Below are 17,589 nucleotides of genomic sequence, written 5' to 3' on the forward strand. Positions count from 1 at the left end.
GTCGGGAATGCAAGATATAATTGAACAAGCGGTAGATTATCTCAAAGGTATTTGGAACAAACGTAGATATTTAATGTTATGTACGTGGATAATCTGCCCTATAGGATGGATTTTTGTTGCCCAACTCGATGATGTCTATGAATCAGAAGCAATCGTATTTGCTGATACACAGTCTATTTTAGGGCCTTTACTAAAAGGGATCACTATTGAGACAAATACAGAAGCACAAATTCAGCTTATGGTTAAAACACTATTAAGCCGAACTAATCTTGAACGTATTACTCGTATGACAGATTTTGATGTACGTGTGAATAATGACAAAGAATATGAAAGCCTAATTGATGCTTTGAAAAAAGGGATTATCATCAAAAAAACGGGTGGGAAACGTCAAAATATTTTCCGCATATCTTTTGAAGATCAAGACCCTGAAATGGCTAGAGATGTTGTTCAAGCGGTATTAACTGTATTTATTGAAACAACTATTGGTGAAAATAGAAACGACTCAGATTCAGCACAAAAATTCTTAACCACACAAATAAACGATTATGAAAGTCGTCTACTTGCAGCGGAAAGTCGTTTAACTGATTTTAAACAAAAATATAATGATGTACTGCCTAATCAATATGGCGGTTATTATCAAAAGCTGACAATTGCTAAAGATCAATTGAAGTCTATTGAGCTAGGATTATTAGAAACAGAGACTCAATTAGCATCAGCTAAAGCACAATTACCTGATCAAAATAGTGAGTCAAATAAAACATCTAATAATATCAAAAACAATAACTCAATCGAAACGACATACGATGAACGTATTTCAGAGTTAGAGTCATCATTAGATAGCTTACTGGTAAGATATACAGAAAAACATCCTGACGTTAAAGAAATACAAAATAGATTAGCTCATTTAACTAAGAAACGTAGTGATGAAATTGATCAATATCTTAATGAGTCAACAAATGATAACGCTAGTTATTCTTCAAGCCAAAGCCCTGTAACTCAAGGGATATTGATGCAGATTAATCAACTAGAAACTCAAGTTGCTTCTTTCACTGTTAGAGCCGACAACTACAGAAAAGAAGTTGTTGACCTAGAAAGTAAAATCCATATTTTACCTGAAATAGAAGCTGAATTGGTTGCTCTTAACCGTGGCTATAATATTACTAAAGAAAAATATGAAGAGTTACTAACGAGAAGAGAAACAGCTCAACTAGCTAAACAAGCAGATGACTCTAATAGTAAAATCAAGTTTAATGTAATTGAGCCACCTAGAGTTTCTACTGATGCAGTAGGACCGAAACGTATATTGTTTACTATAGCAATACTCTTCTTAGGTGTAGGAGCAGGAACTGGGTTATCACTTCTTGTTAGCCAAATTAATCCTATTGTTACATCAAGTAGTCAGGTAGCAAGATTAACGGGTATTCCTATTTTCGGTATAGTTTCAGCCTCTGAAAACTTAGGGCTTCAAAAGTGGCATAGGAAAAAGACCTTAATCTTTGTACTTTCAAATGTATTATTGTTAATGCTACTGGCTGTATTTTTAGCTTATGCGCTTTACCCTGAAGCAATCAAAGCACCATTAAGAGGGTTTCTGTAACTTATGAGTACTATAGAAAAGGCACTAGCCAAGCAGAATAATGCTGAAGCTCAGATAAAAAAAGAAGTAACTACTTCTCACCAAGAATTTGAACAAGTTGTAAGCAGCCCAGCGGATATTCTTAATATTGATAAAAAGTCTCTTGAAGAAAGAGGTTATTTAATTGATAACGGTACACGTAAAAGCATTAAAGATGAATTTAGGCAAATCAAACGCAAACTACTAAACAATGCATTTGGTGCTGCGTCTAAAACATTAGACAACAGCAACTTAGTTATGGTGAGTAGTTCTAAGCCTAATGAAGGTAAAACCTTTGTTTCAATTAACTTAGCTTTAAGTATTGCTCTTGAGCAAGATAAAACTGTATTACTTATTGATGCTGACGTACTTAGACCAAGTATTAATCGTGAACTAGGTGTCGGTAACGTACCTGGTTTAATTGAGTATTTACTTGGTGAAAAAGAAACTATTGCTGACATTATCTACAATACGAATATAGATAAGTTAAAAGTTATTCCTGCAGGTGAACCTCACCATTTATCTAATGAGCTATTAGCCAGTGATAAAATGGAATCGTTAGCAAAAGAGTTAGCGGAACGTTACCCTGATAGAATCGTAATTTTTGATTGCCCACCATTAATTGGTGTAACTGAAACTCTCGTACTTGCCAATTTAATGGGGCAAGCAATTGTAGTGGTTGAAGAATCAAAAACACAACTTTCTGATATTCAAAAAGCTACTGAAAACTTAAGTGATGATTTAGCTTTAGGTATAGTATTAAACAAAGCAATAAAATCTCATAAGGATATGTATGGCTATTACGGCTATGGATATGGTTCAAAAGCGTAACGTTTATTTACTCGCTGCTTTATTATTAACTCCCTCATTAGTATCTGCTAATGAGTGGACTTTTGAACCATCGATAAAAACTAATGAAACTTATTCTGATAACATTAATAACGATACTCAGAATGAAGACTCGAGTTTCGTTAATCAAACAAGTTTAGGCTTGGTCACAAATTATAATAGTGCAAGCACTTCGTATAATATCGATTTTGAAGCTATAAACGCTACATATAGTCATGATAGCGACTTTAATGACATCTATTATAATTTAACAAGTAATGCCGACATTCAATTATGGACTAACGGCTTATCACTTATTGGTAATGCATCAATTACCAATGAACCAAGAAATACAGCTAATAACATTTATGCTGATATCGTTTTTGGTGACACCGTTCAAGTAGAAAGATATTCGGGTGGGTTGTCTTATTCTGTTGATAATAGCAAATATAGCTTAGACACTAATTTGATTTATAATACGACTAAATCTGAAGACAACATTGGTGAAAATGAAGGTTATTCTGCAATATTGAATTCACAAAATGGTACAAATTCAGCACCCATATTCTGGGATATTACCAATAACTATTTAGAAAGAAAAAATAACAGTAGTAATGGCCGTTCGTATCAAAGTGAATTTAAAGTAGGTTACATTACTCCTTATCAATTCAATCCATTTATACGTTATTATGATGAAGATAACTCTGGTAATGTAGGTAATGGTACGACATCTGAATCCAATTCATACGGTGCTGGTTTCAGATGGTTAATAGCAACGCGACTTACTGCCGATGTTTCTTACAACATCCCTGTTAATGACAATTCAGTTGAAGATGATGATCAACAGGATAACTACTACGATGTAAATGTAAGTTGGCAACCAACACAACGCACTTCATTAAATGCAGGTGTATCACAGCGTTTTTATGGTGATAGTTATAATTTTAATTTAAGCCATTCTAATAAACGATTAACCAACACTATTTCATACAGTGAATCGCTGCAGGTATTTACACGTGATAACTTCAATTTTCTAATTGATGGTGACCTTTGCTCATTCAGTGATGCAACTACAGATTGCTTTGCGTTAGTACAAGAAGCACTTATTATTGATCCACAGCAAGATATACCACTTGTTATCACTGAAGATGAATCTTTCTCTTTGTATAAAACTTTTTCGTGGAATTCAGTACTGAATCTTAGACGTACTACCTTTTCATTAAACGTAGAGAGAAGTGATAGAGAAAATCTAGCGACACAAATTAAAAGCTTAAGAGAATCAGCTGACTTTAGAGTTTCTAGAAATGTTAGCCGTTACTCTACTGTAGACTTTACTACTACATATACCAAAACTGATGATGTGATAGGTTTCCCCCAAGAAAGAAATAGTCAGTATAGATACTACAAAGTGAGTTACAATCGAGAGCTTAATAAAACATTAACATTTGATGTAAGCTTCTCGCATTTAAACAGGGCCTCTAATTTTGCAGACTTTGTGTATAAAGAGAATCGCATCAGTTTAGAATTGAAAAAGGTTTTATAGCAGCATGTACGAGAGTTATTATGGATTTAAAGAACGTCCGTTTCAGCTAAGTCCTGATCCACGTTTCTTCTTTGCCTCTAATCATCACCAAAGAGCCATGTCTTATCTTCAATATGGATTAGACCAAGGTGAAGGTTTTATTGTGATCACTGGCCCTATAGGGACAGGGAAATCGACATTAGCCCGTAATCTGCTTAATAACATTACTGACTCTAAAATTGTTGCAGCTCAATTGGTAACAACTAAACTTGATCCTGTTGAATTATTAGAACTTGTAATATCAGAGTTTAATATTCAATCAACAGGAAAAAGTAAAGCTGAGTTACTACAAGCTATTGAAAAATTCTTAATCTCTTTACACCAACAAGGTAAAAAAGCTTTGTTGTTAGTGGATGAAGCACAAAACCTGCCGCTCGAAACAGTGGAAGAATTAAGAATGCTATCTAACTTCCAGTTAGATAATAAACCACTTATACAAAGCTTTTTACTCGGACAAGAAGAGTTGAAAGGTATTATTCAAGCACCGACAATGGAGCAATTCAGACAAAGAATTATTGCTTCTGCTCATCTAAAGCCTTTAACAGAAGAAGAAGTTAAAGAATATATTAACCATCGACTTCTACAAGCGGGCTGTACACGAGAAAATGTATTTTCAGAATCAGCTTTTGCGATCATTTATGAGAAAACATTAGGTGTACCTAGAAAAATAAACATTTTTGTCGATCGTCTATTACTTTTTGGATTTTTAGAAGAATTATCCTGCATTGATGAAACGGCTATAAAAGAAGTCGCGGTTGAAATGGAGATGGAATTAACAGGCTCTATTAACAATAATACGCTAGAAAGTAATGAACCATCACAGCAACAACAAGTTGTTGTAAACTCTCCTGAGAAAGTAGAAAACATTAAAGATGTTTTACGAGAAGTTGAAGAAATATTAGAGACTTCTATTAAACAAAAAATCAAGATGGCTCGATATGTCGATAAGTTATTGAAACATAAAAACAGGCTATATGCTGAAACTAATTTTGACGATAAAGAATAAGAAACATAAAAAATGAGCTTTGATTTAAGCTCATTTTTTATTTGCACATTAAGCTTACTTATAAATCACCAACAATGTCACTTCAAATCAAACACACCCGCTTAATCTTTTGGATATAACGAGACTACTTAGAATGAAAGTATGGATCCATTTTGTAAGAGCGCCCATCCGAGTGTCATCAATAAGCCGAAGGCGTACCTACTCAAAATTAAAGCGTCAAATGGTCAGGCTTAAGCTTGCTCTATCTCAAGAAAAAGCAGAAACAAAAGAAATGCTGAGTATTTATAGAAAATACACAAAGAGACAAGCAACTCCAGAAGAAATAGTTTTAGCAAATAAACAATTTGTCGATATTTTAAAAGGTTTAGGGCTAGGTGTTTTTGCTGTATTACCTTTCGCCCCTATTACGATCCCTATATTAATCAAAATAGGTAAAATGGTAGGTGTAGATATTTTACCTAGTTCATTTAATCGTGACCAGAAGCCTAAATAACCTAAGCTTGGCTTAATATGTTCTTCTCTAACAGCTACTTTTACTGTAAGTATGAAATTGACTGATCCGTTACACATTGTGTAAAACTTTTCTTTTTCTCTTCTAAAGAAAGCGAATTTATTGCCTTTTTAACCAAGGTCATCCTTTCACTTTTTTCATTAGCGGGTAAATCATTCAACTGATCACTAAAACACCCTAATAAGCCATAATTAATAGCCCGTTCCGAGCTAACAGATTCATCCCCCAAACAACTACTCAATTTTCCAGCTAATTGAGCTTTATCCATTTTGGTGATCAAAATATCTAACGAATAACCACCATAGCCTTGATCATTCACTTTGTTACAAGCAAAAAGTATATCAGCAACAGCAACAATAGGAACTAATTGCTTATGCTGTTCTGCAAACTTACTTTTTAACCACTCTTGATGTTCCGACAAATCCTTTTCTTCCGCTGATAATGCGTTAAAACTGCACATTAACGTTAACAATGGGATCAATATTTTAGGATATAAACTCATTTTGCTTCTCACTCATTTAAACTTGTATATTTAACGCTTATTAGGCTTATATAGTTTTACTTAATAACTTTCGGTAACTATTTTAGCTTGTTGTAACAACTAGTCATTATTATTTAAGAATACGCCACTCTTATTTTGGTAAAGGTTACTTTTCATTCATGCCACCCCATGTTTAAATAACATCAAACTTTATGTTGGATAATATCATGTTTAGATCTCTACCAATTTTAGCTCTTCTTTTTCTTTTCTTTTCAAATAACAGCTTTGCTAAGTCTTCTTCTGAGCAGTTACAAGAACTATTACAACAACATAAGGGTAGTGTTATTTACGTCGATTTCTGGGCTTCGTGGTGCGGTCCTTGCCGCAAATCATTCCCTTGGATGAACGAGATGCAAAGTAAATATGATAATTTGAAAATAATCAGTATTAACCTTGATCAAAATAAAGAGCTCGCGACTGAATTTTTAACCAATACACCCGCTAACTTTTCAATTATTTACGATCCTAAAGGTAGGCTAGCTAAGCAATATAAAGTACAAGGTATGCCAAGCAGTTACATATTTAATAAGGATGGTGAGCTCGTTAATGCTCATATAGGTTTTACAGAAGCAAAACAAAAAGCATATGAATTAGAACTGCAAGAATTTATGAAAGAGTAATCCTTCACTTTCTTATTTTTCAGAGAATAAGTAAAAGCAGTCAAGCTTGTTCTTTTTGCTTACTAAAGCAATTAACCTAATGTTACTTTTTCAGCAACAACCAGGCTTGCGCATAGTCAGGCATAGTTTTATTAGCTTGATGATAATCTTCCCAGCCTTTATAGCTATCTACTAATAAATCTAATTGAAATAAATTATTGTCGAATGCGCCACCTTGATCGGCTAGAACTCCCATTCGACTGACTCTTTCGCCCTGCTCTACAAAGCTCACTAAGAAAAGTTTCCCCAGACCAAGATCTTTTACATTGCCCGCAAAAGTGACATGGGGTTTAACAGCAATTTTACTCGCCAATGTTTTGCCATAGCCCATAATGCTTGGGACTTCAGCAAAGTACCAATAACGTGCCTGTTCTCTTTTTCCTATACTGTAATCATAAGCAATACCGTTATTACGATGAACATTGAAGTAACGTAACTCGTTGTTTACCGTAAGTACGCCTGTGCCTTGCAATAAAACATCATGTAATGACTCTTCACTAATCCACACTAACGGTTTAGCTAAATCACCTTTAAGTAGTGCTCCATTAATAACTTCTTGGCGAGTATACTTAAACCGCGTTAACGTTTTGTCTTTATTGGCTTCTTCAAGTGTAAGGTCTAATTCGTCTGCTGGTAGAGCATAAAGTGCCTGGTTATATTCATCTGTTCTTATGGGGCTAGCCGTTAGTGTTTTGGTGTAATATTTAGTTAGAAATATCTCATCATCAGGAATATTATTTAACATTCTAGATTTAACAGCATTTGTACTTTTAATAGCGATTTTTTTTGCCGTTTTAACATCTGGCATCCAACGATAAAAAACAAAATTTTGTTCTAAAAAGTCAGTATCATGTAATCGACTCTGCCTTTCTGCTTTGAGATCATCACGGTATATTTCACAGATAAAATCGAGTGTAACTTTTACTTGATCTAACGAAATTTTTTGCCCAAAAACATCACCCGCTTTTACAGCAAAAGTATCATCACTGTGATTATTAATATAGGTTTTGGTGTTTTCGGCTACTGAACATAATTGACTACCTTTAAAGTTTCTCATTACACCTAAATCAAGAGCCAAGCCATCACCTATTTCATTAGATTTAACTTCTACAAAATCAAAAGCGTACGAAGTATTTAAAAGACTAAAGTTAGAAGATAGAAGAAATAATATTAAGAAAAATTTATTTAGCATGAAAAAACCCAAGTGAAGTAATCAATAGCATAGTAGCTTAAAAGTAAGAGGTTTTTCATTACTTAATTGATCTATTTTGTTTCAGAAAATAACAATAAAGCTCTCGACATAAACTCAAATAAACGCCTGTTATATTTGTGAAATAAACACCAACCAAAAGAAATATTAAGTTAGATAAATCAATAAAATGGCTGACAGCATTCTATTTACCTTCTTATTTTACGTTCCTTCTACTTTGCTCCTAAAACAACAAGCTGTCATAATAGATTTCTTATTAATTTTGCTCCTCTATTGGTTTAACTTATGACTATTGAAAATACTTTACAAACAAAATTACAAGCTGAATTCTCCCCGTTATTTTTAGAGATTGAAAACGAAAGTCATAATCATGGTGGAAGCTCTACAACAAGTCACTTCAGAGTGGTTATTGTTACAGAAGTATTTGAAGGCTTACGATTAATAGGTAGACATCGAAAAATAAACAGCTTGCTCGCACATGAGCTTGCCAACGAAATACATGCTTTAGCTCTTCATACCTTTACACCAAAAGAATGGGAAGACAAAGGTCATACAGCAACACTTTCTCCTGCTTGTGCTGGTGGCTCTAAAAGCTGATAGTGCTTTTATCGTATTGACTCTTTAGCTTCACCCAGTACTAATAATGAATACTAAGATTAATTCGCATAAACACAGCTCACAGATGGAGAATTCATGAAGGTCACGGCTACTCTATCTGTATCCCCTATTGAAAAAGTAAACGTTGCTGGACACAGTATTTACATCAAACGTGATGATCTACTCAATACTCATTTCTCAGGTAATAAAGCGCGTAAGTTTGCTTATTACCTTCAACAAAATCAAGATTTAGCTAATATAACTCATCTTGTTAGTTACGGTTCAATTCAAGCCAACTCTTTATATTCTTTAGCCGCTTTAGCTTTTCTTAAAGGTTGGCAACTTAATTATTACGTTAGCCGCATTCCTACTTGGTTAAAAGATTCGACGTTGGGGAATTACGGACAAGCGATAGCGCTAGGTGCAAACATTATTGAATTGGATGATGATTTACTATCAAGTATGAATATTAATTCAGCCGTAAAAACAGAAAACCTTGATAGCATAATGGCTTCATTTTCAAAAAATCTGCCAAGTAATACGTTGTTTATTCCTGAAGGAGGTCGTCATTCTCTAGCTCAAATAGGTATCAACACCTTAGCTCAAGAAGTCGCAGATTATTGCCATAATCATCGTCTTTTTGAAAACCATAACAAAATACAAATAATGTTCCCTTCAGGAACAGGCACCACAGCGCTATTTTTACAAACTTGGTTTAAAGAAAATAATGTTTCTATTGAAGTATTAACCTGCCCTTGTGTTGGAGATGAGAGTTATCTAGAAAAACAATTTAACGAACTTAATAGTAATAAATCCCATTGGCCAACAATATTAAAAAACAGTAAAAAGTTTCATTTTGGTAAGATCAACCAAAGCCACTATCAGTTATGGCATCAGTTATTGCAAGAAACAGAGATTGAATTTGATTTATTGTATGATCCTATCGGTTGGCAATGCTTACTTGAATATTTAGAGAGTGATTCAAGTGAAAAAATTACAGCATCTAGCTCAAGCGCTATTTTCTATCTTCATCAAGGTGGTTTAGTTGGTAATCAAACCATGTTACCTCGTTACAAACGGAAATACCCAGAGATGTTTTAAACAATTTGTTGCGTTTTTAATCACAATACCACCAAAAGAATAAAGCTATTTAATAAAGCCTTTGATAAAATTAGAACACTTAAATTAAGTCTCTATTTACCAAGGTTATTTTAAATGCCATCACCTGCTTTACCTTTTTATAAACGACTATTATTTATAATCGCCGCCTTTATATTCATTTTATATTGTTTAATCTGGGTACTTTCTTCTCCCATTATTAAATACTTTGCAAAAGATCCTTTAGCTGAATACGGGTTAACCTTATCTGAAGATGCCTATATCAGTTACAACCCTTTCCTAACGCGTATAGATATTAATGATTTAGTTTTATTAAAAGATAATGAAGCGGTATTTAAAACTGATGAATTAGCATTACAAATAGCCTTACATAAAGTACCTTTCAAAGTCATAGAGTTAGAAGAGTTTATGATTGACGGGGTATTTGTAAAAATTGATAAACAACAAAACGACCTTTTTGTTGCAGGAGTTAATCTTACACCTGAGAAAGCTGAAGCAAACGAAGAAGAATTAACTGCTGAAGCAAGTACCAACGAATCGACTGAAGAAGCCTCTACAGAACCCTCTGCATTTGAAGTTCAGCTAGAAAATTTAATATTATCAAACACAGTAATAGCAGCTTTAGTAGATGGCAATGCACATCAATTTGATATTAAAAAGCTATTGATAAGTCATATTAAAGCGAGTCAAACTCAGCAATCAGCAAGCCTTGAGCTAACCTCTTTACTTGATGATGCAGCAATTAACATTACCAGCCAACTTAATTTAGAAAACAATGAAGGCTCAATAAAAAGCACTATTGATGTAAGTGAGTATTCACTTAATAAAATTAACCATCTCATTCAACCGATAGAAACACTTAGTGGTTTACTTTCGTTTTCAAGCACTCCAAATATTCAAATTACGAATAACAGTATCAATGTTGAGATAGAAAATACAAAATTAGCCACTGAAAACATTATTGTAGACACTCAAGAACAACATATTAACTACGACAGTTTAGTGTATACCGTTAGCGATATTGCTCTTAGCATGAGTACTACTGATGAAACTCAAGGCTCGGCAAGTAAAATAACGGCAAAAATTAATAACACACAATTAACTGCCAATAATTTGAAAGCTAATACCAAAGAGCAGAATATTGCTCTAGATGACTTTGTTTATAGCATGGATAATATTGATGTAAAGCTTGATAAAGGCCAATTAAACAGTAAACAACCGCAAGCGATAGCAGCTAATAAAATTAACGCAACAGTTCAAACCACTCAACTATCGACCAAAAACCTTAAGGCTAATACTAAAGAACAAAGTGTCAATTTAGATGATTTTTCTTATAAAATGGATGATGTTTCCGTAAGTATTGATCAAAGCGAATTAAACAGCGACCAACCTCAAGCTACAGCGGCGAGTAAAATCAATGCAGTAGTTAAAGCCACTCAATTATCCACTAAGAACTTAAGTGCTAACACAAAAGAACAGCGAGTTAATTTAAGTAACTTGTTATATAACATTGAAGGTTTATCGGTAGACATAAGCCAAGGTGAGTTCACAAGTGCTGAGGCATTACCAAAAAGTGAGATTGAGGTCACTGTTGAAAACACAGAGTTAACAACTAAAGATGTTGCGGCATATACCCAAAAACAACGTATTCATTTAGAAAACCTACTTTATAGCATGGCAGGCTTTTCAATAAATATGGGTAAAGATGAACAACAAAAAGACCAAATAACAAGTATAGATGCGAAAGCTCAGTTTGTGTTAACTAAAGCATCTGTAGAAGCATTACCAGAAGCAACTACTGACAATAATGAAACAGATCACAGCAACTTACCTAAAATCCTCTTTTTTGAGGAATTAAATCTAAGTAATATATCGCCAAAACTAGCTGAGAACCCAACGGGAAATATAGAAGCAGATCTTTCTGTTCTTGTTGATTCATTAAATATTAAACAACTACTGTTCTCACAAACCAATGCAACAGAGCTTCCTCCTGTTGCTACTATCAATAACATAAGCATCACTGACATCAATGGCTCAGCCGTTGCTCTATCATTGAACGAAATTAATATCGACACCATCAAAGGCGATATTATTTTAAATAAAGAAAAAGTATTAGCGAACCTCGTGAATATTGCTTCTGAGGATAAAGTAGTAGTTAAAGAGCAAGAAGTACCACAAGTAAAAGTTGAAGAAAAAACAACAAAAGTTGCTAAAAATAGTAATAAAAAAGCTAAAAAGTCGAAGAAAACTAAAAAATCAGAATTACCCGTCGAGCCACCTATCGAAGCTGTTAGTACAGAAGCGCCATTTTACATTAGCTTAAATGCAATCAATGTTATAAATACCAATCAAATCAATTTCATTGATAACAGTGTTAACCCTATTTATAAGCGCAGCTTCACAATAGACGAACTTTCTGTAGGTAAACTTAGTAATATCAAAGAAAATGCCAATAACAAAACACCTATATTGTTAAAAGGTAGAAGTAACAGATACGCAAACTTCGCATTCGAAGGCTTTATTCAACCTTTTGCCGCTAAACAGACTTATCATCTTAAAGGTAGCTTGAACGAATTATCATTACCTGATGTTTCTACTTATATGAAAGATGCTTTAAAACTCGTCTTAAAAAGTGGTCAATTAAATACAAAATTAGACATCACCCTGATTAACGATGACATAGATGGCGATGTGAATATTAAGATTAATGGTCTTGAAACAGCTGCAGCAAATGACGAAGTTAACGCAGTAAAAGACCAAGTCGGCATCCCCTTTAATGTAGCCTTAGGTATGCTTAAAGATGGCAATGGAGACTTAGTACTTGATGTACCTTTATCAGGTAAAACATCATCACCATCATTTGGTATTAGTAGCTTTATCGCACTTATTACTAAAAAAGCAGTCATGTCTGCAACGCAAGACTATTTAATGACAACCTTCGTGCCTTACGCCAATATAGTATCAGTTGCTATGACCGCTGGAGAGTTCATATTGAAGCTTCGTTTTGAAGATCTTCCTTATGACCCTCAGCAAGTAGAACTTGATGAAAAGCAGCAAATATATATACAACAGTTTGCAGCTTTAATGAAAGATAGAAAAGATACACGAGTGAAAGTTTGTGCTATCAGCGTGCCTGGTGATATTGGCTTACCTGTAGGACAAAAGCTAACACCTGAAGAAATCAAAACACTTAAAGAAATGGGTGATCAACGTGAACAAGCCTTTAAAGATCACGTTGTTGAACAAGCTCAGATTGAATCAGGCAGAATACTATTATGTACTCCGCAAATAGATAGTAGTAAAGGTGCAATACCAAGAATGGTGATTTCAGTTTAATCTGATGTGTTTGCTCTGTATTTAGATGCATTGCTTAGAGTCACACATAAAAATCACACAACATATCTATAACGAAAAAGAGCCAGTTGAATAGATTCAACTGGCTCTTTTATTGAGACATTTTTATTCTTAATATTACACTATTCAATATTCTGGATCTGCTCTCTCATCTGTTCAATTAACACTTTTAATTCAACAGCTGAATTAGTGATATCTGAGTTGATTGATTTTGAGCCAAGTGTATTAGCTTCACGATTAAACTCTTGCATCATAAAGTCTAAACGACGACCTTGTGCGCCACCTTTTTTAAGAATGCTTTTGGTCTCTTTTACATGGCTGTATAAGCGATCAATTTCTTCATCTACATCCATCTTTTGTGCAAGTAAAACAAGTTCTTGCTCAACACGAGTTGATTCTAATTCTATTTTAGCGCTATTGAATTTATCGATAATGCGATTACGTTGCCACTCGATAACTTCAGGCATGAAAGCTTTTACTTTTTCAGCTTCTGCGGTTATTCCATCAAGACGTTGTTCAATTAAAGTAGCCATGTTGCTACCTTCACTTGCCCTTGCTGCAATAAAGTCAGTAAGGGCTTGGTCAAAGCCAGCTAATATTTCTGTTTGGATTTTGCTCATGTCAGCTTCTTCAGCTTCCATAACACCGGGCCAGCGCATAATCTCAACAGGGTTAAGTTTGCTGTTTAGTGTTTGTTCATTTATCCAACCTGCATGTTCAATAAGCTGAAGGGCAAGGTCTTTATTTAATGTTAGGTTGTTTTTTTCTGAGGCATTAGCATTGAAACGCAAGTTACATTCAACTTTACCGCGGTTAAGTTGTTTTCTAAAACGTTCTCTTAACACAGGTTCAACACTACGAAATTGCTCAGGGAGCCTAAAGTATGTTTCTAAAAATCGTTGGTTTACGCTACGGATTTCCCATACGGCGTTGCCCCAATCACCTTTCACCTCAACACGTGAAAATGCTGTCATACTGTGGATCATAATTTAGCCTAATAAAATATTTTGTATAATTATGCCCGAATGAGATAAATGGCGCTAGTACTGCCTTTTTTATATCGCCTATTTTACGGTGCAGTAAAGCGTAAATCACCAAAGTTTGCATTAAAGTCGATACACCAAACACTAAGGTATTGAAGATCGTCTAATGTTTTATTGTTAGGTAATTTTAATGTGATATTTTCGTTCACATATTCAACACTATTATCTCGAAGAGTATCGCCTAAAATAAATACATTACTTGATAAAAAGTTACTGCTCGTATCGCCATAAAAATAAAGCGATTCTTGAAACAGTATGTTTTAAAGAGAAATGATTTTAAAAGGGTATTTTCATAACTGAAGCATAAATTCATCGTGCATAAAAAAACGGGATGAATAATCATTCCCGTTAAATAATGTCATTAAATTTATGTTTAGCTTAAATAAAGTAGAGCTTACGACAAGTTAATTATAACCGTTGTACCTTTACTTACTTGGCTCTCTATTTTAATCTCGCCACCGAGTTTATTTTTGATGAGATCGTAAGTGGTACTCATACCTATGCCGACATAACCTCGATCATTATGTGTTGTGAAAAATGGTGTGAATACTTGCTTCAACGTTTCTTTGTTCATTCCTTTTCCGTCGTCAGCATATGTAATTTGCACTCCACTTTTAGTCCCTTTTTCAATTTTCAGAGATACTTTACCCTTACCGTTATTATCAAAACCGTGCTTTAACGAGTTATTAATTAAATGTAAAAGTACTAATGCAATATAACTAGGAACTGAGTTAAGTATTAACTCTTCTTCACCCGAATAACTATAAAGAACATCACTCTGCTTAAATTCGAAATCATAAAGCATCATCATTTTTTGAGCGTAAGCAATAAGATCAAAACGTTGAACTTGAGTCTCATCTTGATCCGCAGCAATAAGATTAAAGTTCTCTAATAAAGTAATTACTGGTTTAAGTGTTATCGTTTTTTCTTCATCTTTGCCTGATCCTGCTTGAGTCAAAAACTCATCTAAAGACAAACCAACTGCGTAAGTAATATCAGAAGCTATATATCCAAAAGCAGCCATATTTTCTGATTTAATTAATTGCTCTTCTCTTATTGGTAATAACGGTTCTACTTCACTTATTGGTGGCAGAATAACTTGTGATGCTGATTTTTTAACTTTATTCCACATAACCAATACAATAATTAAAGCAATAATGGCGATAAGTAAGAATACATAAAATAGCATTTCGAATTTAGATAAAGCTTCATTACTTTTGATCTGATCTGTTAACTTTTTACTGGTACTACTTGTAACTTGTTTTTGTTTTTTGAGTTTTTCAGTTAAATCAATTAATGTTTTTTCTTGTTCTTCCGCTTTATTTTGGTCAGCCAGTTGCCACTCATCTTTATTCATTTGCAATTGTGTTTTTTGCGTTTGCAATTGTGTGTTTTGTGTTTTTAATTGCTTTTCTAGGCTCTGTAACTTTTTATCTTTAGATTTTATCTCTTTGTTATTTTCTGTATTTTTTTGTTGTGCAACTTTCAAACGTTCAGCATTTTTTTCTAAAACAAATTTATATGAATCTGAACTCTCTTCACTCTGCTTTAATTTTTTATTTAACTGTTCTAATGAAGATTGCTGCTGTTTTATTTTTTTATTAAGTAATTCAGCTTCTGATAGTTTTTTATCTTCTTGTTGCTCTATAGCAAAAGTAGGACTTACTGTTAATATTTCTTCATTATTCTTTTCGTCTTGAAAATAAGACAGATCGGGCATCTTTAATTTTTCATCATCAAAAGCAGCATAATAAACGTCAAAGCTCATTGCTAATTTTTTTTGATCATATGAAATGTTAACCATAACATCAGAGGTTATTTTATTATTTTCGGTGATCAGTAAAATATGTGAACCACTTGTTTTTTTTGCTAATGTTATTATATTCCTTCTACTTGTTAATGAAGATACATATAAAATATTCATGTCTTTAGTTTCACTAACTTCGTTAACTAAACGTACAACAATATCTTCATTGTTAACGGCTTTATTAGCAAAAAAATCACTAAAATATTCGTACTTCTCAGCGTCTTTATATACACCTATAACAAATTTAGATTGTTCATCACTATTTGGCCAACTAACATGTTTGGCTAATTTACTGACTAGCGTTACTTTCTCGAAATCAAGTGTTGATGACTGCGCTCCAGCTTGTACACCTAATAAAGTTCCTACAATAACAATTAACAACATAAGACTTGATTGTAATCGTATAATATTTGCTTTCATGACATTCCTTATTATAATTATTTTTAATCGGTTATAACTTTATCGCTTTATCTACCGACCTTACTAACTTCCTTTGAATGATGTTCTACTATTTTTTATATGTAAACTTTACTACGATGCTTAATAAGTACGAATATTTAAGCAATATAGAGGCGAATATATTTCCAAAGAAAATTATTTATCTTGTTAATTTTTAATAATTTGACTAATTCGACTATGTATACTACGGCAGTATTGTATTAAATATATCGAGATACTTGTTCTTTGTATACAACTACTTGAATGAAAAATAAGATAAGATATCTACTTTTTAGAAAATAACATTCAACATAAAAGCAATCTCAATACATTTCAAAGATATTCAACCTGTCAAATATCTTTATACAGACTACTTATTATTTATAAATTGTATATCTTTGATAACATGCTTTTATTAAATAAGTTTAATGTCGACAGATGGAGTAAACGCTTGAATACTCGCCTTACTAAAGATATTTATCAAAAGCTCAGCTACGAGAAATGCAGTTTTTATAGTAAACACCAAAACTTGTAATACAGATAAGTAGCATGTCCGTAAGTTTACTTTAACGTTTTTTAAGTGATATTATGATTGATGGAGGATATGTGAGTGGTTATATGTTCAATTAGTGCTGAGTCTATGCTGATAGTTTTTAAAACTCTCAACATAAAGGAAAATGATTAATTAGAAAAAGGTTTACTAAATTTTAATAATATCGGCTCTGAGAGGGGCTAAACGTTTTAACAATTCATTTTGCAAAGGATAAGGAATTCCCGAAGAGTCCATTGCACTAATTAAAATCTCAACCACATGATTAAAGTGACTTTCGGTGATATTCATTCCTGTATGTATATCTTTCATGGAGTCACCATTATATTTACATGGACCATCGGTCACTTCACATAAATGTAACGCCAGCATTTTTTGAAATCGAGTTACATTACTGTCAGAAAAATAGTCAAAAACAACTTCATCTCGTCCAATGTTTTGAATAACATGTTTAACAATATTATCAATAGCGACTTGCCCACCCATCCGATCATAAAGTGTGGCATTATTTGTTTGGCTACAGGACATGCAAAACAATATTAAAAAGCTAATCTGTAGTTGAGTAAAACGAGTCATTATAAATACCACATAGTTGAAAGGTACCAGCCTGTTTGTTTCTGTTGGTTGTTTAATGCAAGTCGTCAGAACTAAAGATATACAAGCACAAATAGCTTTCCTTAAAATAAATATCACTCTATTTCAAAATACTTCATACATCATTATGTCAAA

15 protein-coding genes are annotated in these 17,589 nt (G+C 33.3%); 9 read left to right on the forward strand and 6 right to left on the reverse strand.

The genetic code is table 11. The annotated features are described in order from the left end of the window. Positions 1 to 7 precede the first annotated feature (7 nt). From ACPUVN_RS15145 to ACPUVN_RS15165, 5 genes are all read left to right on the forward strand, one after another. Positions 8 to 1,597 (forward strand): XrtA system polysaccharide chain length determinant, encoded by a 1,590-nt coding sequence (locus tag ACPUVN_RS15145; RefSeq protein ID WP_426359502.1) that lies wholly within the window; start codon positions 8 to 10, stop codon positions 1,595 to 1,597. A gap of 3 nt (positions 1,598 to 1,600) precedes the next feature. After that, positions 1,601 to 2,446, forward strand: coding sequence for an XrtA-associated tyrosine autokinase (locus tag ACPUVN_RS15150; RefSeq protein WP_426369359.1), 846 nt, complete (start codon positions 1,601 to 1,603; stop codon positions 2,444 to 2,446). Beyond that, positions 2,409 to 3,986: a TIGR03016 family PEP-CTERM system-associated outer membrane protein gene (locus tag ACPUVN_RS15155; protein WP_426359500.1), complete on the forward strand. Its 1,578-nt coding sequence runs from the start codon at positions 2,409 to 2,411 to the stop codon at positions 3,984 to 3,986. The genes ACPUVN_RS15150 and ACPUVN_RS15155 overlap by 38 nt, the downstream gene beginning before the upstream one ends. A 4-nt stretch (positions 3,987 to 3,990) precedes the next feature. Then, positions 3,991 to 5,031 carry an XrtA/PEP-CTERM system-associated ATPase gene (locus ACPUVN_RS15160; RefSeq protein ID WP_426359499.1) on the forward strand — a complete coding sequence of 347 codons (1,041 nt, stop codon included), beginning with the start codon at positions 3,991 to 3,993 and terminating at the stop codon, positions 5,029 to 5,031. A 133-nt stretch (positions 5,032 to 5,164) separates the two neighbouring features. Beyond that, the gene (locus ACPUVN_RS15165) at positions 5,165 to 5,524 is read left to right on the forward strand and encodes a hypothetical protein (RefSeq protein WP_426359498.1); all 360 of its coding nucleotides are present in this window, start codon (positions 5,165 to 5,167) and stop codon (positions 5,522 to 5,524) included. A 40-nt stretch (positions 5,525 to 5,564) separates the two neighbouring features. Here the strand turns inward: ACPUVN_RS15165 and ACPUVN_RS15170 are convergent, their stop codons facing one another. After that, complete coding sequence (locus ACPUVN_RS15170; protein ID WP_426369360.1) at positions 5,565 to 6,044, reverse strand: hypothetical protein; 480 nt, start codon at positions 6,042 to 6,044, stop codon at positions 5,565 to 5,567. A 206-nt stretch (positions 6,045 to 6,250) separates the two neighbouring features. Here ACPUVN_RS15170 and ACPUVN_RS15175 point away from each other — a divergent pair, with 206 nt between their 5' ends. Next, on the forward strand, positions 6,251 to 6,703 hold the full coding sequence (locus tag ACPUVN_RS15175) for a TlpA family protein disulfide reductase (RefSeq protein WP_426369361.1): 453 nt from the start codon (positions 6,251 to 6,253) through the stop codon (positions 6,701 to 6,703). Positions 6,704 to 6,785: 82 nt separating this feature from the next. Here the strand turns inward: ACPUVN_RS15175 and ACPUVN_RS15180 are convergent, their stop codons facing one another. Then, positions 6,786 to 7,934, reverse strand: a complete 1,149-nt coding sequence (locus tag ACPUVN_RS15180) for an MltA domain-containing protein (RefSeq protein ID WP_426359495.1) — start codon at positions 7,932 to 7,934, stop codon at positions 6,786 to 6,788. Between the two features lie 303 nt (positions 7,935 to 8,237). Here ACPUVN_RS15180 and ACPUVN_RS15185 point away from each other — a divergent pair, with 303 nt between their 5' ends. The 3 genes from ACPUVN_RS15185 to ACPUVN_RS15195 all read left to right on the forward strand — a co-directional run bounded on the left by ACPUVN_RS15185 (position 8,238) and on the right by ACPUVN_RS15195 (position 13,004). Further along, the gene (locus tag ACPUVN_RS15185) at positions 8,238 to 8,549 is read left to right on the forward strand and encodes a BolA family protein (RefSeq protein WP_426369362.1); all 312 of its coding nucleotides are present in this window, start codon (positions 8,238 to 8,240) and stop codon (positions 8,547 to 8,549) included. A 96-nt stretch (positions 8,550 to 8,645) separates the two neighbouring features. Then, on the forward strand, positions 8,646 to 9,650 hold the full coding sequence (locus ACPUVN_RS15190) for a 1-aminocyclopropane-1-carboxylate deaminase/D-cysteine desulfhydrase (RefSeq protein ID WP_426369363.1): 1,005 nt from the start codon (positions 8,646 to 8,648) through the stop codon (positions 9,648 to 9,650). 114 nt (positions 9,651 to 9,764) lie between these two features. Then, positions 9,765 to 13,004: a DUF748 domain-containing protein gene (locus tag ACPUVN_RS15195; RefSeq protein WP_426369364.1), complete on the forward strand. Its 3,240-nt coding sequence runs from the start codon at positions 9,765 to 9,767 to the stop codon at positions 13,002 to 13,004. Positions 13,005 to 13,144: 140 nt separating this feature from the next. On the opposite strand, the gene ACPUVN_RS15200 is transcribed toward ACPUVN_RS15195, so the two are convergent. The 4 genes from ACPUVN_RS15200 to ACPUVN_RS15215 form a co-directional block, all read right to left on the reverse strand. Continuing rightward, complete coding sequence (locus ACPUVN_RS15200) at positions 13,145 to 14,008, reverse strand: YicC/YloC family endoribonuclease (RefSeq protein WP_426359491.1); 864 nt, start codon at positions 14,006 to 14,008, stop codon at positions 13,145 to 13,147. Between the two features lie 83 nt (positions 14,009 to 14,091). Further along, positions 14,092 to 14,322, reverse strand: coding sequence for a DM13 domain-containing protein (locus tag ACPUVN_RS15205; RefSeq protein WP_426370575.1), 231 nt, complete (start codon positions 14,320 to 14,322; stop codon positions 14,092 to 14,094). A gap of 137 nt (positions 14,323 to 14,459) precedes the next feature. Beyond that, on the reverse strand, positions 14,460 to 16,292 hold the full coding sequence (locus ACPUVN_RS15210) for a YfiR/HmsC family protein (RefSeq protein ID WP_426369365.1): 1,833 nt from the start codon (positions 16,290 to 16,292) through the stop codon (positions 14,460 to 14,462). 718 nt (positions 16,293 to 17,010) lie between these two features. Then, on the reverse strand, positions 17,011 to 17,436 hold the full coding sequence (locus ACPUVN_RS15215; protein WP_426359489.1) for a group I truncated hemoglobin: 426 nt from the start codon (positions 17,434 to 17,436) through the stop codon (positions 17,011 to 17,013). Between the last annotated feature and the right edge of the window lie 153 nt (positions 17,437 to 17,589).

Origin of the sequence: Pseudocolwellia antarctica (assembly GCF_049933045.1) — a bacterium.
Lineage (GTDB): Bacteria > Pseudomonadota > Gammaproteobacteria > Enterobacterales > Alteromonadaceae > Pseudocolwellia.